The sequence below is a fragment of the Microbacterium sp. MMO-10 genome (assembly GCF_037148715.1).
Classification (GTDB): Bacteria; Actinomycetota; Actinomycetes; order Actinomycetales; family Microbacteriaceae; genus Microbacterium.
Genome location: NZ_JBBCSV010000003.1, coordinates 702,513 through 724,508 on the forward strand (window position 1 = coordinate 702,513; position 21,996 = coordinate 724,508).

A 21,996-nucleotide genomic window follows, 5' to 3' on the forward strand; every position below is an offset into this window, starting at 1 on the left:
GCCGATCGGGGGCCGCGACGCCCCTCGGGGCGTCGCCCGGGTCTCAGCGTCCGTCGGCGAGCGGGCGCCGCTCCAGGCACAGGATCATCACCGCGGCGGCGAACGCCAGCGGGGCGATCGCCAGGAACAGCGGGGGAAGCGCCTGAGCGTAGGCGTCCGACACCGCGGCGCGCACCGGCGCGGACAGGAAGGCGAGTTCGCCCGGCGACACGGCGGTGAGGGAGACCCCGGATGGGATCGTCGTGCCGTGCGCGCGGATCGACGCGTCCAGCGCGTCCTGGATCCGGGCCGCGAAGGCCAGGCCGATGAGCGAGATCCCGAGGGTCGCGCCCGCCTGGCGGAAGAAGTTGTTGGCCGCGGTGCCCACGCCGATGCTCGCGGCGGGGATCGCGTTCTGCGCGAGCAGGGTCAACAGCAGCACGTTCGTGCCCACTCCGGCGCCGAGGAGCGCGGCCGACAGGGCGAGCACGTGGGGGCCGCCGTGCGGGCCGACCAGCCCGAGCAGGAGCAGGCCCGTTCCCACCGCGCAGGCGCCGCTCGCCGGGATGAGGACGTACCGGCCGGTGCGGGTCACGGCGAATCCGGTCAGCGTGGAGGCGAGCACCGTGCTGACGATCATCGGCAGCAGGAGCAGGCCCGCCTGGAAGGCGGTCAGCCCGAACACCATCTGGAGGAACGACGGCAGATAGGAGAGCACGACGAAGGAGGAGACGCCGCTGGAGAGGGTCCCGGCCAGCGTCGCGAGCACGAAGGTGCGGCTGCGGAACAGCACCGCGGGAAGGACGGGCTGCGCGGCCCGGCGCTCCACGAGCACGAGTCCGAGCACCGCGGCGATCCCCGTGCCCGCCGCAACCCAGACCCCTCCCGGCGCCAGGGACGGCGAGGTCGCGGCGACCAGGGCCGTCGTGGCGACGCAGAGCAGGAGCATCCCCGGGACGTCGGGGGTCGCTCTCGCGGACGTGGGCGCGGATGCGGGGATCGCCCGCAGCGACAGCACGGTCGCGGCCACTGCGAGGGGGATCGTGCCCCCGAACACCCAGCGCCATCCCGGGCCGTCGGTGAGCCAGCCGCCGATGAGCACGCCTCCGGTCGTCGCCACGGCCCACACGGACCCGAAGGCACCGGCGTACTTCGCGCGCTCCCGCGACGGCACCGCGGCGGCCATGATCGTCTGGGTGAGGACCATCACCGCCCCACCGCCGACGCCCTGGACGAGGCGGGCGGCGATGAGCAGGTCGAGACTCCCCGCGACGGCCCCGCCCAGGGTCCCCAGAGTGAACAGGGCGCTCGCGCCGATCAGGAGGCGCTTGCGGTCCAGGACATCGGAGACGGCGCCGGTGAGCGGCATCGCCAGCGTCGCGGTGAGCACGAAGGCGGCGACGATCCAGCCGATCCTGTCCAGTCCGCCGAGTTCGGCGACGATCGTGGGCAGGGCGGTGTTCAGCACCGTCTGATTGAACGAGACGACCAGCATCGAGGCCATCAGGCTCAGGACGAGCATCCGCACCGAGCGCGTCCCGGAGCGGCCGGGCATGCCGGCCCTCAGCAGGCGGGCCGGCTGAGCACGTCGGAGGACACGCGCTGCTGCTGAAGCTCGCCGAGCGGGCCGGTCATCATCGTACGGTCCTCGACGATCACGTTCCCGCGCAGCAGCGTCATCGTGTTCCAGGCGCGCGTGCGGTAGCCCTCCCAGGCCGTGTAGTCGGCCTCGTGCAGGTCGGCGGCGGCGACGCGCCTGTCGACGTCGACGTCGAGCACGGCGAGGTCGGCGTCGCTGCCCACCGCGATCGCTCCCTTGCGGGGATAGAGTCCGAGGATCTTGGCCGCGTTGGCGGAGGTCAGATCGACGAAGCGGACGAGGTCGAGACCGCGGTCCACGACGCCCTCGGTGTACGCCACGGCCATCCGCATCTCGACGCCGGCGAAACCGCCCGTCGCGTCGAAGATGGTCTTGCCGCGGGTCTTCACGTCGAAGTCGGTGCAGACGCCGTCGGTCGCCAGAGTGCTCAGGGTGCCGTCGATCAGGGCGGGCCACATGCCGTCTCGGTCGTGCTCGTCCTTGAGCGAGGGGTAGGTGTGGTAGATCGCGCCATGCGGTTGGCGGTAGTCCTCCGCCGAGAAGTAGGCGTAGTGCGGCAGGATCTCGCCGTAGATGGGCGCGCCCTCGCCGCGGGCCTGGCGGATCGCCTCGATCCCGGCGTTCGCGCTCACGTGCATGAGGTAGATGGCGGCGCCGACGTGCCGGGCGAGCGTGATCGCGCGCTGGAACGACAGGCGCTCGGAGAGCACGTTGTGCGCGTGGTGCATGTTCTCCAGGCCGATGGCGCCCTGGCGCTGCAGGCGGCGGTACGCGTACATGACGATGTCGTCGTCCTCGGCGTGCACGGCGAGCATAGCCCCGGCCGCCGCGGTCTGCTCCATGATCCCCCACATGGTGCCGAGGTCGGTCTTCTGATGCGGCCGGGTGGGGGTGGTGTTCGTCATCCACACCTTCCAGCTGCCGTGGCCGTTCCGCACCGCATCGGGGATCTGCTCCAGCACGGAGAAGGGCACCTCCGGCTCCTTGAACGTGCCGTGGAACGCGAAGTCGGTGAAGCTGAGCCCGTTCCATTCCGTGGCCTTGCGCCGGAACGAGTCCTCCAGGTCGTCGCCGGGCTGCCAGTGCGCGAAGTCGACGAGGGTGGTCGTGCCGCCGTAGACGGCGCCCTCGCTCACCCGGTCGGAGCCGAAGCACTTGATGCCGCTCTCGGCGGCCGTGGGCAGCACCGAGTTCGTGTGCACGTGCGGGTCGATGCCGCCCGGGACGACGAGCTTGCCGGCGACGTCGATGACGCGGTGCGCGTCGTCGTGCGGCGTGCTCCCGGCGAGCGCGAGTGCGGCGATCCTGCCGTCTGCGATGGCGACGTCCAGGCGCGCGGGGCCGGACGGGGTGACGACGATACCGCCGGTGATGAGGAGGTCGTACATGTCAATCCTCTTTCCGTTCGAAGGGGCAGGTGAGCAGATAGCGCTCGTCGAGGGAGACCTTGACGCCCTTGCGGGCGTTGACGAGCTGGGTGACGGAGACGTCGGCGGCCGCCGAGAGCAGCATCGCCGTGCGCTCCCTGGTCCAGCCGCGGTCGGCGCGGAGGATCGCCATCGTCTCGTCGAGCGCGAGGGTCGCCGCCTCGTCGAGGGTCTCGCCGTCGCCGATGACGACCATCCGCCCCTCCGCGAACACCACGGGGCCGCGGACGGGGCCGGGGCGCACGATGCGCACGGACAGCTCGACCGCGCCCTCCATCTCGACGGCCGTCAGGGAGCACTCGCCGTCGCCCTGGACGGCATGCAGATCGCCGGCGTACAGGAGCCCGCCGTCGACCTGGGCGGTCACGAACAGCGAGGCGCCGGCGATGACGTCGCGGCAGTCCATGTTGCCGCCGTAGCGGCCGACCGTCGAGGAGTTCGGGCTCTCGCCGGCCGGAGCGACGCCGATCTTGCCGATCATGGGGCGGATCGGCACCAGGACGTCGTCGGGGAAACACGCGTGGCCGTCGCGCACCGGAACGACGAGGCCGGCCATCTCCAGCGGCTCGCCGAACCCGCCGCGACCGGGGAGCGTCACCATGCCGCCGCGGTCGGCGAGGCGGATCTCGTGCACGTCGATGCGCAGCAGGTCGCCGGGTCGCACATCGGCGATCGCGACGGGGCCGGTGACCGGGATCGCAGCGCCGCGGAAGTCGGTGGCGGTCTCGAAGGTGCCGTCGGTGAGCAGGCTGCGCGCCTCGAGCAGGAAGCGCTCGCCCTGGCGCACCCGCAGCACGGGCCGCGCCGCGGGGTCGAACTCGGTCCTCGCATGCAGGAAGCCGGCGTGCGGCGCCGTCGCCGTCACCGGTCGCCCGAGGTCGCGTAGACCGGCGTCACCCAGTGCTCCAGGCCCGGCACGCGGCCGCGCACGGCGCGCTGGTACAGCTCCTGCAGCTGCTGCGTGATCGGGCCGGCGCTCGCCCCGTCGCCGATCGGGGTGCGATCGACCGAGGTGACGTGGTTGACCTCTGCCGCACTGCCGCAGACGAAGATCTCGTCGGCGGAGTAGAGCTCGGTGCGGTCGATGGGGCGCAGGTCGACGTCGAGCCCGAGCTGCGTCGCCGCCAGCTGCAGCACGCTGTCGCGGGTGATGCCCTCGAGGATGCTCTCGGTCGACGGGGGAGTGCACAACCGCCCCTGGCGCACGACGAACACGTTGTACCCGGCGCCCTCGGCGACGTGTCCGCTCTCGGTGAGCAGGAGCGCGGCGCCGTAGCCGTTGCGTCGCGCCTCGAGCAGCGCGAGGCGCCCGTTCTGATAGTTCGCGATCGACTTCACACGAGGCGGCATCGCCCGATCGGAGAGGCGCGCCCAGCTGGAGATCTGCACGTCGAGACCGGTCGCCCCGAAATAGTTGCCCATCGGGATCGCGGCCATGTAGACCGTGGACGGACCCGTGTCGTCGGGCTTGCCGTCGGGGGAGTCGACGAACACCTGGGTGCGCATGTGCAGGTTCGCGCGCAGCTCGTTGGCGCGGATGAGTCCGAGCAGCTGCTGCGAGAGCAGGGCGATGTCGGTCGGGCCGTCGATCTCGACGACGCGCATCGAGTCGACGAGCCGGCGCATGTGGTCGGCGACACGGAAGGCGTACAGCTCGCCGTCCTCCTCGCTCCAGTACGCGCGGAAGCCCTCGAACACGCCGACGCCGTACTTGGCCGTGGTGGAGAGCACGTGCAGGCGGGCGTCGGCGTATTCGACGAGCTCGCCGTCGTGCAGCAGGTAGCGGACCGGAGCGGAAGAGGTCGACATCGTCGGGAACCATCCTGTCTGTCTTCATTGAAAGAAGGTTGTCATCACCATAATGAAGATGATGCCGGTGGATGTCAACGTTCGATGAAGACGCGATAGCGCGTCTGAGGCCTGCCGCGGGCGATTCATCGCCTTGTTCTTCTGGAATAGAGAGCCAAGGGGCTTGACGCGGCGGGGGGATCATGTCTTCAATAAAGTGATGATCCGATCGGGTCATCGCGACGATGAGGTCACCACGGGAGTTCTGATGCCGGAACCATCGCAGTCCCCCGCGCTCCGCCGGAGCGCCCGAGACGCCGGGCGGGGCGCATGAGCGCGCCGGGGTTCCCGCAGACGTCCCCGAGCATCCGGGCGGTCCGCTGGAGCAGGCGGGGCAGGCTGCGCCTGAGCGGCCACGCCGGCGTCGTCGCCGTCGCGCTCGCGCTGCTCGTGCTCATCGGCCTGCCCCTGCTCGCGATCCTCGGCGCCTATCCGGCGGACCCGCTGCACCCGGATCCGAACGCCATCGGCATCGGTCCGGGCGCGCAGCACTGGTTCGGCACCGACGGCAACGGCATGGACGTCTTCTCGCGCACGATCGAGGCGGCCAAGCTCGACGTGCCCATCTCGATCGCCGCGACGGTGCTGGCGCTGGTGGTCGGGGTCCCGATCGGGCTGTTCGCGACCTCGGGCCGCGTCGGCGACGCCGTCATGCGCGTCGTGGACGCCTTCGCCGCGCTGCCGATCATCGTGCTCGCGATCGTCGCCATCCAGCTCATGGGCGGCGGGCCCGCGAACGTCATCCTGGCGATCGCGATCGTCGGCGCACCGCGATTCGTCCGGCTGTCGCGGGCCGCGGCGCTCTCGCTGCGCTCCTCGCGCTACGTCGAGGCCGCGGTCGCGATCGGGTGCTCGCCCCTGCGCGTCGCCTTCAACCACGTGTTCCGCAACGCCTACGGCGTCGTGCTCGTGCAGGCCACGCTGACCGCGGCGAACGCGCTCGGCACGATCGCCGCACTGAACTTCCTCGGCGTCGGGGTGAAGCCTCCGACGCCGTCCTGGGGCGCGATGATCAGCGACGGCGCGAGCATGCTGATCCGCGGGCAGTGGTGGGCGGCGGCGTTCCCCACGCTGGCCATGCTGCTCGTGATCGCCTCCTTCAACGTGATCGCCGGTGCGATCGAGAACAGGATCGAGCGAGTGGAGCGGGCGCGATGAGCGAGGGGCTCGAGGTGACCGGCCTGGTCACCGACTTCGAGACGAGGCGCAGCTCGATCCGGGCGCTGCACGGCGTCTCGTTCGAGGTGGGCGAGAGCGAGATCGTCGGGATCGTCGGCGAGTCGGGCTCCGGCAAGTCGACCGTCGTGCGCTCGATCATCAAGCTGCTGATGCCGCCCGGACGAGTGACGGAGGGACACGTCGACTTCTTCGGCCGCTCGCTGCTGGACATGCGCGAGCGCGACCTCAGGGCGATCCGGGGCAAGGAGATCGGCTTCGTCGCGCAGAACCCGTTCAGCGCGCTCAACCCCGTGCTCCGCATCGAGCGGCAGTTCCGCAACATCGCGAAGGCGCACGGCGTCGACCGCGGGGATCAGACGCGCGTGCACGCGATCGAGCTGCTCGACGCGACGGGCGTGAAGGATCCGGACCGCGTGATCGACGGCTATGCGCACGAGCTCTCCGGAGGCATGGCGCAGCGCGTCGTCATCGCGATGGCGTTGTTCCTGAACCCGCGTCTCGTGATCGCCGACGAACCGACCACCGCACTCGACCTGACCGTGCAGCGGCAGGTGCTGGACACCCTGGCCCGGCTGACCAGCGGCAGCGGCCGGTCGATGCTGATCGTGACGCACGATCTCGGCGTCGTCGCGAACTACTGCGACCGGGTGCTCGTGATGTATCAGGGGCGGCTCGTCGAGCAGGGCCCCGTGTCGCGCGTCTTCGTGACGCCGGAGCACGAGTACACCGCATCGCTGCTGGAATCGGTGGTCCGGCCCGACGCCGCGCCCCCCGGGGGGACGGCGACGATCGCGACCGCGGGCGCGGGAAGGGCGGGGCGCTGACATGGCCCTCATCGAACTGGACGACGTCACGAAGACGTTCGCGCTTCCGCACGGCGGGACCAAGGTCGCCGTCGATGGGATCACGCTCGCCGTCGAGCGCGGGGAGTGCCTCGGCATCATCGGAGAGTCGGGGTCGGGCAAATCGACCCTCGGCCGGCTGATCCTGCGTCTGCTGGAGGCGGACAGCGGCACCATCCGGCTGGAGGGGCAGGACATCCGGGCGCTCGGAGCGCGAGAGCTGCGCCGCAACCGGCATCGCTGGCAGATCGTGTTCCAAGAGCCGTTCGCCTCGCTGAACCCGCGGCTCACGATCGGCCAGATCGTCGAGGAGCCGCTCATCGTCGCCGGCGGCTACGGATCGCGCGCCGAGCGGCGCCGGCGCGTGATCGACACGCTGGAGGAGGTCGGTCTCTCCGAGGACTTCCTCGACCGGCGCCCGGCGAACCTCTCCGGCGGGCAGCAGCAGCGGGTCGGCATCGCCCGCGCCCTCGTGACGGATCCCTCCCTCGTCGTGCTGGACGAGCCCACGGCCTCGCTCGACCTGACGATCCGGGCCTCGATCCTCCGGATGCTGAACCGACTCCGCGAGGCACGCGGGCTCACCTACGTGTTCATCTCCCACGACATCGAGACGGTGCGTCATTTCTGCTCGCACGTGGTCGTGATGCATCACGGCCGCTTCGTGGAGAGCGGCTCGGCGCAGCAGGTCCTGGACGAGCCGCGCGAGGAGTACACCCGCAACCTCATGGCGGCCGCGATGCCGCCGATCCCGTACCGCGGTCGCGCGGAGGCCGCAGGCGCCACGTCAGGAGCATCATGATCCGCTACATCGTCTCCCGGGTCCTCATCGCCGTCGTGCTGCTGTGGGGCCTGATCACGCTGAGCTTCGGCCTCGTCTCGCTGCTGCCCGGCAACCCCGCGGTCGCGCTCCTCGGCGAATACGCGACGCCGACCGATGTCGCCCGGATCAACGCGCAGCTGGGCCTGGACAAGCCGTTCCTCGAGCGTTACCTCGACTACCTGGTGCGCGTGCTGCACGGCGATCTCGGCACCTCGTTCTTCACCGGGTCCTCGGTCTCGCAGGAGCTGTGGACGCGTCTGCCCAACACCCTGGTCTACCTCGTTCCCGGGCTGCTGCTCGCCCTGGCGATCGGGCTCGGACTCGGCGCCCTGGCCGCCTATCGTGCGGGCCGGGCGGCGGACAAGGTCTTCGGCGTCTCGGTCTCCCTCCTCATGGCGATGCCGGAGTTCGTGCTCGCCCTGCTCCTGCTGTTCGTGTTCTACCAGCAGTTGCACATCGCGCCGGCTCCGCTCGGAATGCTCTCGCCGGCCGACCCCACGCCGCCGAAGATCACCGGCCTCGTCCCGATCGACGTCGTGCTCGCCGGTCAGTGGCAGACGGTCGGCTCGATCCTGAGCCGCGCGGCCTTGCCGATCCTCACGCTGGGCCTGTTCTTCGCGGCGCCGTTCGGCAAGACCGTGCGCTCCGGCCTCCTGCAGATCCTGAACTCGCCGCAGATCGAGTTCGCCAAGGCCTGCGGGCTGCGACCGGGGCAGGTCTTCCGGTACGCCCTGACCGATGTGCGCGGAGCCCTGATGACCTACATGGTGCTGCTGTTCGCCGCATCCCTGAGCGGCGCGGCCATCATCGAGAGCGTCTTCTCCTGGCCGGGCGTCGGCGGATGGTCGCTCGACGGCGTACTCAAGGGCGACGTGCCCGTGATCCAGGGCTTCGTGCTCATCATGGGCGCCACGAGCCTGCTCGGCTACGTGATCCTCGACACCCTCATCACCCTGATGGATCCGCGCGCGCGGCAGCTCTCCGGGGTCTCCCGCCGGACGCGCGACGGTGCGTCCCGCTCCGCGCTCGCGAAGGCCGCCTGAGCAGGGAATTCCCGCGTGGAATCCCTTGACAACGGCTCCTGACTTCAATAAGTTGAAGGCATGTTCACTAAAGTGCATGACGGCGGGCTGACCGTTCTCGGCGGGGCCTACCCGCTCGACGACCGGGTCAGCTGGGTGCCTCGTGGATCCACCGGTTTCCAGAGCTCGAACTGCTACCTGCTGTCCGAGGGCGATGAGCATCTGCTCATCGACTCCGGGATGGCCGTGCACAGCGAGGCCGTGCTGGACGACCTGGCCGAACTGCTCGGCGAGGGCGGGGGAGTGTCGATCTTCTTCACCCGGCCCGAGATGGACTGCGTCTCCAACCTCGAGCCGATCTCGCGGCGCTTCGACATCCTGCGCCTCTTCACCGGCGGAGTGATCAACCCCTTCGACGCCTTCGACGACGTGAGCCGCTTCGCGCTGCGCGGACGGCGCCAGCAGATCGACGGCACCCGCACCACCGAGGGCGACGCGCTCGAGCGCTCCATGAGCATCGAGGTCGCCCCGGGGCGCGTGCTCGACGTGCAGTCCCCGCTGCTGCGGCTCCTGCCGACGTTCTGGGGATGGGACGCGAAGACCGGCGCACTGTTCACGTCGGACACCTTCACGCACGGTGTGCTGGACCGTGCGGACGGATACCGCTTCATCGACGACACGGTGCAGGACGACACGACGAGCGACCAGGTCGCCGCTCATCTGTTCGCCAAGTACGAATGGCTGCCGCGGGCCACGAAGCACCCGCTGCGGGACTGGCTCGTCGCGACCTTCGACGACCTGGATCCGGAGATCATCGCACCCTCGCGCGGATCCGTGATCCGCGGCAGGAGCTCGGTCCGCCGCCACCTCGACCTCATGCTGGCCGCGCTGGCCGACGCCGCCTAGGAGAACGCCATGGATCAGACCGAAGAGATCGTCACAGAGACGATGAGCGCGGACTTCCCGCGCGAGATCAAGCCCGGAGTGTTCTGGATGGGCGCCTGCCTGCCGTTCCACCTGGCCGACCGGGTCATCCACGGCCACAACTCCGCGTACGTCGTGCGCGGCGCCGACGCGTCGATCATCATCGACACCGGCAACCCGTCGAGCTGGCCGACCATCTCCGCCAAGCTCGACGAGCTCCTCGGCGACGAGCCGCTCACCTACGTCTTCCCGACCCATCCCGAGCTACCGCACACCGGGAACCTGCCCCGGCTGGTCGAGAAGTACCCCGACATCACGATCGTCGGAGATCTGCACGACTACCACCTCTTCTACCCGCAGATCGTCGGCAATCTGCACCCGCGCGTCCCCGGGGATGTGATCGACCTCGGCGGAGGGCAGCGGATCCGCATCGTCGAGGCGCTCATCCGCGACCTCCCCAACACCCAGTGGGCGTTCGCCGAGGAGGGCAGGGTGCTCTTCACCGCCGACGGCTTCTGCTACATGCACCGCCCGGACCTCGACGACGAGGATCCGCTGCACCTCCCGGGCGAATGCGCGCTGACGACGGACGAGCTCTCGCAGCCGATCGCTGTCGAGAACGCGGCCTTCTTCACGGGCAGCGCTCTGTACTGGGCACGCTTCAACGACGACGCCGACCGCGTCTACGACCGCGTGCTCCAGTTGGTGGACGACCTCGGCGTCGAGGCCGTCGCACCGACCCACGGCAACGTCATCACCAACGTGCGCGACGTCGAGCCGATCATCCGCGCGGGCCACAAGCAGGCGTACCGGTACTGACCGGTCCGCCCCGCGTCCACCGCCCCTCCACCGGCAGTTCCCTCTACACCCGAAAACCAGAACGGAACGATGCAATGAAGCATTCACGTCTGGCCGCGGTCGGCGCTCTCGCCGCAGCGGCACTCGCCCTCGCCGGCTGCTCCGGCGGCGCCTCCGGTTCCCCGACGCAGTCCAAGGCGGCTCAGCCCGCCAGCGTCGTCGTCGCCGTCGGCGCCCTGCCCGACAGCCTCACCCCGGCGCCCTGGGGCGGGAGCGCGTCGCACGTCGTGCTGAGCGGGCTCGGCTCGCAACTGCTCGCGTACGACAGCGGATCCTCCGACAAGGCCGCCTGCGCGGCATCTCCCACCGAGGTGACCGGCCGCCTGGCCGAGAGCGCCGAGATCAACCCCGACAAGACCGGCGTCATCGTCAAGCTCAAGAAGATGACCAGCCAGTTCGGGAACACCCTCTCCGCCGAGGACGTCGCGTGGAGCCTGCAGATCGGCATGGTCCGTCAGCCCGTGATGAAGGGCACTCTCAAGAGCAGCGGGTTCAACGTCGACAACCTCACCACGGTCATCGACGACCACACGATCCAGCTGAACACCACTTCGATCACCTCGTACACGCTGGCCTCGCTGCAGAACAACCTCTTCTACATCCATGACAGCGTGGAGGCGAAGAAGCACGTCACACCGGACGACCCGACCGCGAACAACTGGCTGTCCAAGAACCTGGCCGACTACTCGGGCTGGGACCTCGAGGAGTTCACGCCCGGCACCTCGCTCACGCTCAAGGCGGACCCGAAGTGGGAGGGGACACGCGGATCCGTGAAGCGGATCGTCGTCAAGGCGGTCCCCAGCACCGCGACCCGCAGCCAGCTCGTCGAATCGGGTGAGGCTCAGGTCGCCGGATCCTTCGAGTACAGCCAGTACGCGTCGCTCGCCAAGGCCACCGGGGTCGAGGTCTCCGACTGCACCAGCCAGACCCGCGACACCATGATGATGAACACCAAGACGGGCCCGCTGGCGAACGCCGAGGTGCGCCGCGCCATCTCCATGGCGATCGATCGCAAGGCCCTCGTCAAGGGCGCCTATGCGGGCTACGGCGATCCGGCCACCGCGATCTTCCCCGGTGCGGACCCGACCGCGAGCTACACCTTCGACCCGGACGCCGCGAAGAAGGCCCTCGCCGCCGCGGGGTACGCGAACGGATTCGACCTGACGCTGAGCTACAGCGTGACCCGCCCCGGTCCCGTGGCCGAGCGCTCGGCCGTGCTGATCCAGTCGATGCTGGGCAAGGTCGGCGTCAAGGTCGAGCTGCAGAACATCGCGAGCTCGACGGACTTCTCGACGGCGCTCATCGAGGGCCGCTTCCAGGCGGTGCTCTACTCCGAGCCGATCGTGATCGCCGACCCCGCGTTCTACAGCTACGCGTTCTACGCCGGCGACGCGCCGAGCAACAGCACCGGCTGGAAGGACCCGCGATTCGACGAGGCGCGGCTCGCTCTCGCCGGCACGCCGACCACGGACACGGCGGCGCGCACCAAGCTGCTCAACCAGATGGCGGGCTACGTCGACGAGGGCGCTCCGATCCTCTCCCTGGTGCAGACGAAGAACATGCTCGCGCACTCCGCGGGGCTGACCGGGGCGGTCCCGCTCACCAACGGTCAGATCTACTTCAACGCCCTCGGTCGCTGACCGGGAAGACCCCACCAGACCTCGGGGGCCGGCCGGCCCGATCCGGCCGGCTCCCGGGCAGAAAGGACAAGGACATGATCGAGATCTGCGGAAAGCCCGTGCGCGACACGTTCGCCGAGCTGCTGGATCCGACCACGACGGCCCTCGTCGTCATCGACATGCAGAAGGGCGCCGTCTCGAAAGGCGGTGCGATCGCCGACTCGGGGCACGACATGAGCATGATGCCGCGGATCGTGGACCAGTGCGCCAGAGCGATCCGCGCCGCGCGGGCCGCAGGGGTGCCGGTCTTCCACATCTGCGTGGAGAACCTGCCCGACGGTCGCAGTTCGACGCCCGCATGGCTGCGGGCGCTCTACACCGTCGGCCACGGTCGCTCGACCGACCTCGGCCGGCTCAGCGCGAAGGGCGACCCGCTCACCGAGTTCACCGAGTCCTGCGCGCCGGAGGGCGACGAGATCGTCATCCGCAAGCGCCGGCAGAGCGCCTTCGTCGGCACCGAGCTCGCGCTGCTGCTGCGCAGCCAGGGCATCGAGTCGGTCGCGATCGTCGGCGTCTCCACGGGGGGCTGCGTCGAGGCGACGCTGCGCGACGCGGGCTCCCATGACTTCTACGCCGTGCTCCTGGACGACGCCGTCGGCGCCTACGACGAGGTCGTGCACGAGGCGGCGCTCACCGTGATGCGCGCTCGGCACGACACCTGCTCGCTGGACGAGGCCATCGCGGTCTGGGAAGGCGCCACCCGCTGACGCGGGGCGAGCGGTCACCGGGATGTCCCTCACGACCATCCACCGTCTCGGCGGGACGATCGAGCTCGACGAGCGGGTCAGCTGGTGCCCTCCCGGCACCCGTTCGACCCAGCCGGTGAACTGCTACCTCATCCGCGGCGAGCACGGCGCGCTGCTCGTCGACACCGGATTGCGCGTGCACGAAGCGGAGATCCTCGAGGGTCTCGGCGCCCTGCTCGCCGATGGCACGCGGCTCTCCGTGCTGCTCACCCGCACCGAGATGGAGTGCTGCCTGAACCTGCCCGCGATCGAGGAGCGGTTCGGCCTCGACGCCGTCTGGTACACGGGCGGGATCACGGTCCCGCGCAGCCGCGCCGAGGCCCGCCGCGTGAGCGTCGAGCCCGGCACCGCGCAGTGGGTGGAGCCCTATCCGGGCCTGCGGATCGAGCTGATCTCGCCGCTGCTGCGGCTGCTGCCCACGCTGTGGGTGCACGAGCCCGCGAGCGGCTGGCTGCTCACCTCGGACGCCTTCACCCACGGGGACGCGGCGGCCGCGGACGGCCTCAGCAAGTTCCGCTGGTTCTCCCTGGCGGACACGCGGCCGATCGCGGAGCACGTGCGGGCCGTCGTCGACGGACGCGCGGTGCGCGCGGTCGGTCCGGGCTACGGACGTCTGTTCGCCGCGGATGAAGTCGCCGCCGCAACCGGGGCCGTGGCCGCGGAGATCGAGAGGAGGGGGATCGCATGAGTGTCGTCTTCGAAAGCGCACGGCCGATCGCCGACGGCGTGCACTGGCTCGGCGGATGCCTGTCGGCCTTCGGGCACGGCGAGGAGGTGCACTATCACGTCAACGCCTACCTCGTGATCGGCCGGCGGCGCACCGCCCTCATCGACACCGGGGATCCCGCGCACCGGGATCTCGTGCTCGCGCAGCTCGACGAGGCGCTCGCGGGGCGCACGCTGGACTACCTCGTGCCGACGCACCCCGAGATCCCGCACGCCGGCAATCTGCCTGCGCTGCTGGAGCGCTATCCGGATGCGCTCGTCGTGGGCGAGACCCGCGACTACCACCTGCACTTCCCGGAGCATGCGCACCGGCTGCGGCCGCGCGCGGCGGGGGAGTCGATCGACCTCGGGGGGCGCGAGCTGGTGCTCCTGCCCGCGCACATCCGGGACCTGGAGAACACGACCTGGGCCTGGGACTCGGGAGCCGGCGTGCTCTTCGTCTCGGACGGGTTCTCGTTCATCCACGACGTCCCCGGTCCCGACGACGAGGACGAGCCGGTGCACCGTCCCGGCCAGTGCCGGCTTCTGTCCGGCGAGATGCCCGAGCCGCCGAGTGTCGCCCAGGCGGCGTACGGCACCGGCCGCGCGCTGTACTGGACCAGGTTCGTCGACGTGAGCGAAGCGTTCGGCGCGATCGAGCGGGTGCTCGACGCCCACCCCACGACGCTCATCGGGCCGGCGCACGGCAACGTCATCGACGACGTGGACGGGATGCTGCGCACGTCGCTCGCTGCGCACCGTGCGGTCTACGCGGGAGGCGGGCTGGGGCAGTGATTCAGAATAGTGAAGATGTGTTTGATTTGATGAACATCCACACGGATCCGGGCGCGACGAGGCGTCCGGGTCCCGGCGAGGAAGCAGGCGGACGCAATGCGTGATCTCATCGGCTATGGAGAGCACCCGCCGGTCGTCGGCTGGCCCGGCGGAGCGAGGGTCGCGGTCTCCCTGGTCCTCAACTTCGAAGAGGGCGCCGAGAGCTCGATCGAGGCGGGGGACGCACGGGACGAGGACATCTCGATCTTCGGCGGCTGGTCCGCGGATCCGACACGGCGCAGTCTCATGAAGGAGTCCTTCTTCGAATACGGCAGCCGGGTGGGCATCTGGCGTTATCTCGGCCTGTTCCGCGAGTTCGGCGTCCGCTCCACCGTCATGGCCTGCGGGATCGCGCTCGAGCGCAACCCCGAGGCGGCCAGGGCGATCGCCCGCGACGGACACGAGATCTGCGGGCACGGGTACAAGTGGCAGGGCCTGGTGGGGATGAACGCCGAGGAGCAGCGGGCGGAGATCCGCCGCTGCGTCGCGGCGATCGAGCGGACCGCGGGGGTGCGCCCCTCGGGGTGGTACGTGCGCGAGGGCATCACCGAGGAGACCAGGGCCGTGCTCGTGCAGGAGGGATTCCTGTACGACTCGAACTCCTACTCCGACGACCTTCCGTACTACGTCGGCACCGCGGAGGGTCCGCACCTGGTCGTTCCGTACTCCGGGGACACCAATGACGCCCGGTTCTGGGGCACGGGGAGCCTCGGCAGCCCCGACGACTTCTTCTCCGTGCTCCGGGACTCGCTGGACTGCCTGCTGCTCGAGGCCGACGAGGTGCCGCGGATGATGTCGGTCGGCATCCATCTGCGCATCGGGGGGCGCCCGAGCGTCGCGATGGCGGTGCGCCGCTTCCTCGAGTACGCGCAGGCGCGGGAGGGCGTATGGTTCGCCACCCGCGAGGAGATCGCCCGCTGGTGGGCGCAGCACGCCCCCGCCGATGCGGCGGCCGCGCTGGAGGAGGCGAAGCGATGACCCGAGCCCCCGCCGACCTCGGCCGGCTCGTGCACAACGCGCACGAGATCGGCTTCACCGACCTCGCCAAGACCGGGCTGAAGGGGCAGCAGGACCAGGGTCAGGTGTGCACCCTGATCTCCCGCGACCTCAGCGGATCCGACGACCTCAACGTGAGCCTCGGCCGGATCCTGCCCGGCCAGCATCACCTGTGTCACCATCACCCCGACGCATCCGAGTTCTACGTCGTGGTCTCGGGCACGCCCCTCGTGCACCTCGACGGCAGCGAGCACCGCGCGCGGCCCGGCGACGGGATCTACATCCCCCGCGGCACCGTGCACGGGATCACGAACGACACGGGCGAGATCGTCGAGCTCGTGGTCGGGATGAGCAAGCCCGCCGACTGGGAGTTCGTGTCCGACGAATGAACGCGCAGACCCCACGCCGTCCCGAGGTCGGCCTCATCACCGCGGATCCGACCCCGACCCTGCTCGGCCTGCTCGAGGTCGTCGGGATCGGATCCGTCGTCATCGACGCGGAGCAGACCGGCCTCGGGCCCGCGCAGTGCGCCGACGCGGTGCAGCGCCTGCGCGGCAGCGGGGTCGCCGTGGGCGTACGGGTGCCTTCCCTCGACCCCGACAGCCTGCTCTCGTTCGCCAACACCGGCGTCGACGAGCTGGTGCTGCCGCGCGTCCGCTCGACCGCAGAGCTGGAGCGGGCGCACCGGGCGACCCGGTTCCCACCCGAGGGCGACCGGCCGCGACAGGTCTCCCCGGCCTCGGGGTACGGCACCCGGTACACGCACGCGCCCGTGCTCTCGGTGCTGTTCGAGACCGTGGACGCGCTCGACGGCGTGGCCGAGTTCGCCCGGCATCCGCTGTTCCAGGGCGGCTGGATCGGTCCGACCGACCTCCTGGACGACCTGGCCCGATCCGGCCGGGGCGAGGCGGTCGACGCGGCCGTGCAGCGGATCATCGACGTCGTCGCCGGGGCGGGGCATCGCATCGGCATGCCGGCGCCGAGCGCCGCGAGGGCGGGCGAGGTGCACGCCAGAGGAGCGGACCGCGCCGCCGTGTACTGGGAGCGCGAGGTCGCGCTGACGCTGCGCAGCCTCGCCGCGGCAGTGGTGGACGGGTAGACCATGCGGACCGATAGAATGACGCACCTCCGAGCGAACGAAGGACGGCCTGTGGACGGGACGGCAGCAGCGGCGAAGCCGACGACGGACGAAGGACCGGATCGCGACTTCTGGATCTCGCATCTCGGGGCGCAGCTGCGCGAGCAGCGCACAGGCCGCTACACGGTCGAGGAGCTCGCGGAGCGCGCGGGCGTCAGCGCCGGGTTGATCAGCCAGATCGAGCGCGGCATCGGCAATCCGTCGTTCGCGACGCTGCTGCGGCTCGCGAACTCGCTCGATCTTCCGCTTGCGAGCATGTTCGCGGATCCCGATGCCGGCAACGACCACATGGTGGTGCGCCGTGCGGACCGCCGGCGCATCGAGTTCCCGTCGCAGGGCATCATCATGGAACTCATCGTGCCCGACTCGGAGCGCAAGCTCGGGGTCGTCAACATGACGATCCCCGCGCACTTCGACGGCGCCAGCGTGCCCCATTCGCACGAGGGCGAGGAATGCGTCATGGTGACGGCCGGGAGTCTCGTGGCGTCCGTCGCCGGACGCGAGGTCGAGCTCGAGGCAGGAGACAGCCTCACCTACGACGCCTCGCTGCCGCACTGGTGGAGCAACCGCACGGACTCCGCGGCCGTGATGCTCGCGATCTCCACGCCGCCGTCGCTCGGCCGGGCGCACTGAGACCGTGAGCGCGCAGAGCCCGCACGACGCGGGCGCCGTTCCCGTGGGCGTCGCACCCGGGCCGTCCCGCCGCCTGGGCGTGCTGGTGCCCTCCTCGAACTCGAATGCCGAGTCGTCGATCCTGCGCATGCTCGCTGCCGAGGACGACGTCTCCGCGCACTTCAGCAGGTTCCGGCTGCCGGCCGACCTCGGCGACCGGATCGACGCGGGCGTCCTCGGCGACGCCCCGGCCCTCCTGGCCGACGCGGAGCCGGATGCCGTGGCCTTCCACGGCACCTCCGGATCCTGGACCGGGTTCGCCGGGGAGCGCTCGCTCTGCGCCCAGCTCGAGACGGTGGTCGGGGCGCCGGCCACGACGGCGACGCTCGCGGTGCGCGCCGCGCTCGCCGAGCTGGGCCTGGAGCGGGTGGGGCTCGTCTTCCCCGGTCCTCGGGCGATCGCCGAGGACATCGTCGTGCAGTATGCGGCCGACGGCATCGGGATGCCGGTGATCTCGGTGCCGGACGTCCAGCTGGCCAATGCCGAGATCGCCCGGGTGGGCGGCGATCGGATCGATGCCCTGATGCGGCCGGCGTTCCGCGAGGGCGTCGACGGAGTGGTCTGCATCGGCACCAATCTGCGCTCCGCCTATCGGGTCGCCGCGTTCGAGGCCGAATACGGGATCCCCGTGGTCGACAGTGCGACGGCCACGCTCTGGCACCTGCTGCGCCGAGCCGGTGCGCGCCGCGCGATCGCGGGCTGGGGCGCGCTCCTCGCGTCCTGAGGGCGGCCGCGCTCGCCCGCGGCTCGTCGTCGCTCGGCGCTTCAGGCGGAGGTCGCGGAGGCCCAGGCCGCGGCGATGTCCCGGCGGGTGGCGATCCACGCTCCGGCGTCGGCGGCGCGCGAGAGGAAGACGTCGAGGGCGCCGATGTACGCCGGCCGCCCGATGATGCGCGGGTGCAGTCCCACGCTGAGCACCGAGGGGCCCCGCCGCGGCTCGGCCCCGAGCAGGTCGAGCGCGCCGCACAGGAACGACGAGAAGGCGGCGCCGGTCGGGTACTGCGAGAGCAGCGCCGAGTCGTTGGTGTCTCCGGCGTACGGGATCACCGGAAGCGGGAGGCCGTCCGCGCCCGGATGCGGCAGGTCGTCGTCGAAGCTGTTCGAGTCGTAGCCGAACCCCTCGCCGAGCATCGCGCTGCGTGAGTGCAGCGTCAGGCCGTCGCGCGAGTACCAGGTCGTGGGCCGCACGCCGGTGAGGTCCTCGATGATCCGGCGCGAGCGGTGCATGAGGCCGGCCTCGACCTCGGGGGCGAGCGCCGAATGCGCGTCCCAGCCGAGGCCGTGGTCCGCGATCTCGTGCCCGTCGCGCACGAGGGCGCGGGCGACGGTCGGGTTCGCCTGCAGAGCGGTGGCGCAGCAGAACGCGGTCGCCCTGGCCTCGTGCCGGCGCAGTGTGCGCAGCACCCGCCAGATGCCGCTGCGGGCGCCGTACTCGAACGCGGACTCCAGATCGAGGTCGCGGCGGCCCGGCAGGGGTCGGTGGCGCAGCCAGTGCGCTCCGAGATCGTCGGCGACGCCGCCCCGGGCGATGCTGCGCTCGGCGCCGTCCTCGATGTTCACCACGAGGGAGACGGCGACGCGGGCGCCCCCGGGCCAGCGCACGTCCGGCGGGTGCTCGCCGTAGCCGCGCAGGTCGCGGGGGAGAGGGAAGGCCGTCATCGATCCTCCTGGTTATAGTGAAGATACTTCGATATGATGAATCTATCCGGCGAGGAGGCCGGCGTCGAGAGGAAGCGGCGATGCGGACGCTGATCCGAGCAGGGGTCGTGGTCCCCGCGACCGGGGGCAGGACCATCGAGGGCGGCGGCGTCGTCATCGAGAACGGCCGGATCCTCGACGTCCTCGGCGCGCGCAGCGCCGCGGAGCCGTTCGCAGGCCGGATCGTCGACGTGCCGGACTGCGCCGTGCTCCCCGGCCTGGTGAACCTGCACTCCCACGGGGTGAGTCCGTCGCCCCTGTTCCCGAGCGGCGCCGCGCCGCTGCCGGAGGAGCGCTGGCGCGGGCATCTCGATAGCCACCTCGCCGCCGGAACGACGACCGTGCTCAGCACGTGCGGGCTCGGGACGATGGACGAGATCCGCGAGGCCGACCGCCGGCACGCCGTCCACGTGCGCGGGGCCACGGCGCACACGCCCGGTGCGCTCGCCGCCGCGCTCGCCGCGGACGGCGCCGGACTCGGACCCGAGCACCGCGCGATGACCGTCGAGCGGATGCTCGAGGACGGAGCGGTCGCGATCGGCGAGCTCGGCGGCGGGCAGACGCTCGGCGGCGGCGGGCAGGACCTCGTGTACCTCCCTGCCGCGATCCGGCGGCGCACCGGTCGCACCGTCACGCAGGAGCAGGCCCGTGCTCTCAAAGAGGCGCTGCTGGGGCGGTTCCTGGAGGAGGGGGCCGGTGACCCCGAGCTGTTCGCGGAGCGCGCCGCCGAGGCCGGACTCGACGACGTCCCGGTGGCGGAGCTGCGCGCCCTGGTGTCCGGCACGGTGATGCCCTCGATCGCGCAGGCCAGGGCCGGGATCCGTGAGGGGGTCGCAGCAGCCGGGCGGCTCGGCGTGCCCGCGCTCGTGCACTCCGCGGCCGCCACGGCGGACCTGCTGCGCGCGCTGCTGGCCGAACCGGGCCGCCGCGCGACCGTGATCGCCGGGCACGTCAACCACACCTCCCACACGGTGGAGGAGGCGGTGCGACTCGCCGAGGCCGGCCGCGACGCCGGCTGGTACGGGGAGGCGAGCGTCTTCGATCTGCTCGAGGCGCGGGAGACGGTGCGCACCAGAGAGCACTGGGACGCGCTCCTGGCGGGCAGCGGGCTCGTCGACGTGATCGCCACCGACTACGGGCACGACGGACGGCACGATCCGCTCATCGCCGCGGTGCAGGACGTCATCGACGCCGGGCATCGCACGCTCGCCGAGGCCGTCGAGATGGTCACCTCGGTGCCTGCCGCCCTCGTACCCGGCCTCGTCGAGGGCGGCGCGATGCTGCGCCGCGGAGCGCCGGCCGACGTCGTGATCGCGCGGCGCGCCGATCTGCGCGACGTGGTCGCCGTCCTCGTCGGCGGGGAGGACGTCGTGCGGCACGGACGTCTCCTGCAGGGCACCGCGGCATGACCGGACTCGACCTGCGAGACCTCGCCGTGGTGCGGGATCTGCTGGGCGCAGAGCTCGCGGCGCAGGATGCGGCGGCCGTGGCCGCGGCGATCGATGACCTGCGCGCGGGACTGCCGGCGTTCCGTCGCGATGCGGCGCGGCTCCTCGCCGAGGAGACGGACCGGTGAGCGACCCCTGGCGCGACGGCGTCCCGGAGGCGGCGACCGCGCTCGCCGAGGGACGCACCACCAGCGCGCGGCTCGTGGCGGCGGCGATCGAGCGCATCGGCGCGACCGAGGAGCGGGTGCACGCCTGGGCGCACGTCGACGAGGAGGGCGCGCTCGCCGCGGCCAGGGCGAGTGACGAGCGCCGCGAAGCGGGCCGGGCTCGCGGGCCGCTGGACGGGATCCCGATCGGCGTCAAGGACGTGATCGACGTGGCGGGGATGCCGACCCGCGGCGGATCCGCCGTGTTCCGGGATGCGACGCCCGCGGTGCACGACGCCGTCGCCGTCGCGCGCCTGCGCGCAGCGGGCGGCGTGCTGCTCGGCAAGACCGTCACCTATGAGTTCGCCTTCGGGCAGGGCAGCCCGCCCACCCGCAACCCCCGCGACCCGGAGCGCTACGCGGGCGGATCCAGCATCGGCTCCGGCGTCGCCGTCGCGGTCGGTGCGGTGCCCGCGGCGCTCGGCACGGACACCGGCGGGTCGGTGCGCAACCCGGCGTCGATCAACGGCCTGGTCGGTCTCAAGCCGAGTGCCGGACTGGTGTCGCGCATCGGCTCGATGACGGTGAGCGGCACGATGGACGCCATCGGCCCGATCGCCGCGTCGGTGCGCGGCGCGGCGCTCGTGCTCGACGCGATCTCGGAGCCCGCCGTGCTGCGTGAGCGCTTCGGCGGCTCGGTCGCCGGCGCCGCCGGGCGCGTGGTCGCCGGGCGCGTCGGCGTCGATCGCGCGCAGTGGGAGCGCTGGGGCGTGACCGCCGCGGTGCGCGCCCTCGTCGACGAGGCGCTCGCCGTACTGGAGCACGAGGGGATCGAGGTCGTGGAGGTGGACGCCTCCGATCTCGATCTCGCGCTCACCGCCGGCCTGGTCGTATCGCTGTCCGAGGCTGCGGCCCTGCACCGGCTGCGGCTGCGCGCCGCCGCGGGAGACTACCTGCCGGAGACCCGGGTCATGATCGCGTCGGGCGCGCTCCTGCGCACCGACGACGTCGAGCTCGCGCTGCACCTGCGCCCCGCGCTGCGCGCCCGCATCGAGAAGCTGCTCGCGGCGCGCGGTCTCGACGCGCTGGTCGGTCCGACGCTGCCGGCGGGCGCTCCCCGGCTCGCCTCCATGGCCGCCGAGCTGACCAGCGCGGACGACGCCGAGGGGCTCGGCAGCGCACTGCGGATGCTCTGCGCGGCGAACCTCACCGGCCTGCCCGGGCTCAGTGTCGCCTGCGGGGAGGTCGAAGCCGGCCCGGTCGGCATGCACCTGCTCGGACGCGCTCACGGCGACGCCGTGATCCTCGCCCTCGCCGAGCGCTACGAGCAGGCGGCGCCGTGGCGGGCGAGGGTGCCGCTCGACCCGCGCTGAGGCTCCGCGCCGCACGCGGAGCGGCCGGGACGCGCCTCGAAGCGGGCCGAGTCCCGGCC

23 protein-coding genes are annotated in these 21,996 nt (G+C 71.4%); 18 read left to right on the top strand and 5 right to left on the bottom strand.

Annotated features, from left to right (window positions below):
- Positions 1-43 precede the first annotated feature (43 nt).
- Genes WFJ17_RS12035 through WFJ17_RS12050 form a run of 4 tightly spaced genes read right to left on the bottom strand, consistent with a single transcriptional unit; the run spans position 44 to position 4,815 of the window.
- On the bottom strand, positions 44-1,534 hold the full coding sequence (locus WFJ17_RS12035) for an MFS transporter (RefSeq protein ID WP_336648543.1): 1,491 nt from the start codon (positions 1,532-1,534) through the stop codon (positions 44-46).
- 8 nt (positions 1,535-1,542) lie between these two features.
- Entirely contained in the window at positions 1,543-2,967 is a 1,425-nt protein-coding gene (locus WFJ17_RS12040) for a dihydroorotase (protein ID WP_251438617.1), read from the bottom strand.
- 1 nt (position 2,968) lies between these two features.
- Positions 2,969-3,871: an acetamidase/formamidase family protein gene (locus tag WFJ17_RS12045; protein WP_336648544.1), complete on the bottom strand. Its 903-nt coding sequence runs from the start codon at positions 3,869-3,871 to the stop codon at positions 2,969-2,971.
- Positions 3,868-4,815: a branched-chain amino acid transaminase gene (locus WFJ17_RS12050; protein WP_251438615.1), complete on the bottom strand. Its 948-nt coding sequence runs from the start codon at positions 4,813-4,815 to the stop codon at positions 3,868-3,870. The genes WFJ17_RS12045 and WFJ17_RS12050 overlap by 4 nt, the downstream gene beginning before the upstream one ends.
- A 309-nt stretch (positions 4,816-5,124) precedes the next feature.
- Between WFJ17_RS12050 and WFJ17_RS12055 the strand changes: the two genes are divergently transcribed.
- From WFJ17_RS12055 to WFJ17_RS12125, 15 genes are all read left to right on the top strand, one after another.
- A complete protein-coding gene (locus WFJ17_RS12055) occupies positions 5,125-6,012 on the top strand; it encodes an ABC transporter permease (RefSeq protein WP_251438614.1) in 888 nt (295 codons plus the stop codon).
- Entirely contained in the window at positions 6,009-6,857 is an 849-nt protein-coding gene (locus WFJ17_RS12060) for an ABC transporter ATP-binding protein (protein ID WP_292884860.1), read from the top strand. The genes WFJ17_RS12055 and WFJ17_RS12060 overlap by 4 nt, the downstream gene beginning before the upstream one ends.
- Before the next feature lies 1 nt (position 6,858).
- Positions 6,859-7,677, top strand: coding sequence for an ABC transporter ATP-binding protein (locus tag WFJ17_RS12065; RefSeq protein WP_336648545.1), 819 nt, complete (start codon positions 6,859-6,861; stop codon positions 7,675-7,677).
- Complete coding sequence (locus tag WFJ17_RS12070) at positions 7,674-8,741, top strand: ABC transporter permease (protein ID WP_336648546.1); 1,068 nt, start codon at positions 7,674-7,676, stop codon at positions 8,739-8,741. The genes WFJ17_RS12065 and WFJ17_RS12070 overlap by 4 nt, the downstream gene beginning before the upstream one ends.
- Positions 8,742-8,801: 60 nt before the next feature.
- Complete coding sequence (locus WFJ17_RS12075; protein ID WP_251438610.1) at positions 8,802-9,626, top strand: hypothetical protein; 825 nt, start codon at positions 8,802-8,804, stop codon at positions 9,624-9,626.
- 9 nt (positions 9,627-9,635) lie between these two features.
- Positions 9,636-10,463: an MBL fold metallo-hydrolase gene (locus tag WFJ17_RS12080; protein ID WP_251438609.1), complete on the top strand. Its 828-nt coding sequence runs from the start codon at positions 9,636-9,638 to the stop codon at positions 10,461-10,463.
- A 74-nt stretch (positions 10,464-10,537) separates the two neighbouring features.
- Entirely contained in the window at positions 10,538-12,142 is a 1,605-nt protein-coding gene (locus tag WFJ17_RS12085) for an ABC transporter substrate-binding protein (protein ID WP_336648547.1), read from the top strand.
- 74 nt (positions 12,143-12,216) lie between these two features.
- Positions 12,217-12,888: a cysteine hydrolase family protein gene (locus WFJ17_RS12090; protein ID WP_251438607.1), complete on the top strand. Its 672-nt coding sequence runs from the start codon at positions 12,217-12,219 to the stop codon at positions 12,886-12,888.
- Positions 12,889-12,910: 22 nt separating this feature from the next.
- Positions 12,911-13,615, top strand: coding sequence for an MBL fold metallo-hydrolase (locus WFJ17_RS12095; RefSeq protein WP_251438606.1), 705 nt, complete (start codon positions 12,911-12,913; stop codon positions 13,613-13,615).
- Entirely contained in the window at positions 13,612-14,427 is an 816-nt protein-coding gene (locus WFJ17_RS12100; RefSeq protein WP_251438605.1) for an MBL fold metallo-hydrolase, read from the top strand. The genes WFJ17_RS12095 and WFJ17_RS12100 overlap by 4 nt, the downstream gene beginning before the upstream one ends.
- Positions 14,428-14,523: 96 nt before the next feature.
- Complete coding sequence (locus WFJ17_RS12105) at positions 14,524-15,444, top strand: polysaccharide deacetylase family protein (protein ID WP_251438604.1); 921 nt, start codon at positions 14,524-14,526, stop codon at positions 15,442-15,444.
- Positions 15,441-15,851, top strand: coding sequence for a cupin domain-containing protein (locus WFJ17_RS12110; protein WP_251438603.1), 411 nt, complete (start codon positions 15,441-15,443; stop codon positions 15,849-15,851). The genes WFJ17_RS12105 and WFJ17_RS12110 overlap by 4 nt, the downstream gene beginning before the upstream one ends.
- Positions 15,848-16,561 carry an aldolase/citrate lyase family protein gene (locus tag WFJ17_RS12115; protein WP_292884836.1) on the top strand — a complete coding sequence of 238 codons (714 nt, stop codon included), beginning with the start codon at positions 15,848-15,850 and terminating at the stop codon, positions 16,559-16,561. The genes WFJ17_RS12110 and WFJ17_RS12115 overlap by 4 nt, the downstream gene beginning before the upstream one ends.
- 51 nt (positions 16,562-16,612) lie before the next feature.
- Positions 16,613-17,233 carry a helix-turn-helix domain-containing protein gene (locus tag WFJ17_RS12120; protein ID WP_336648548.1) on the top strand — a complete coding sequence of 207 codons (621 nt, stop codon included), beginning with the start codon at positions 16,613-16,615 and terminating at the stop codon, positions 17,231-17,233.
- A gap of 4 nt (positions 17,234-17,237) precedes the next feature.
- A complete protein-coding gene (locus WFJ17_RS12125) occupies positions 17,238-17,996 on the top strand; it encodes a maleate cis-trans isomerase family protein (RefSeq protein WP_336648549.1) in 759 nt (252 codons plus the stop codon).
- Positions 17,997-18,037: 41 nt separating this feature from the next.
- Here the strand turns inward: WFJ17_RS12125 and WFJ17_RS12130 are convergent, their stop codons facing one another.
- A complete protein-coding gene (locus tag WFJ17_RS12130) occupies positions 18,038-18,931 on the bottom strand; it encodes a polysaccharide deacetylase family protein (protein ID WP_292884831.1) in 894 nt (297 codons plus the stop codon).
- A gap of 80 nt (positions 18,932-19,011) precedes the next feature.
- Between WFJ17_RS12130 and WFJ17_RS12135 the strand changes: the two genes are divergently transcribed.
- The 3 genes from WFJ17_RS12135 to WFJ17_RS12145 are packed head-to-tail and all read left to right on the top strand — an operon-like array spanning position 19,012 to position 21,937.
- On the top strand, positions 19,012-20,379 hold the full coding sequence (locus WFJ17_RS12135; protein WP_336648550.1) for a hypothetical protein: 1,368 nt from the start codon (positions 19,012-19,014) through the stop codon (positions 20,377-20,379).
- Complete coding sequence (locus WFJ17_RS12140) at positions 20,376-20,546, top strand: hypothetical protein (RefSeq protein WP_292884825.1); 171 nt, start codon at positions 20,376-20,378, stop codon at positions 20,544-20,546. The genes WFJ17_RS12135 and WFJ17_RS12140 overlap by 4 nt, the downstream gene beginning before the upstream one ends.
- The gene (locus WFJ17_RS12145) at positions 20,543-21,937 is read left to right on the top strand and encodes an amidase (protein WP_336648551.1); all 1,395 of its coding nucleotides are present in this window, start codon (positions 20,543-20,545) and stop codon (positions 21,935-21,937) included. The genes WFJ17_RS12140 and WFJ17_RS12145 overlap by 4 nt, the downstream gene beginning before the upstream one ends.
- Positions 21,938-21,996: the final 59 nt, after the last annotated feature.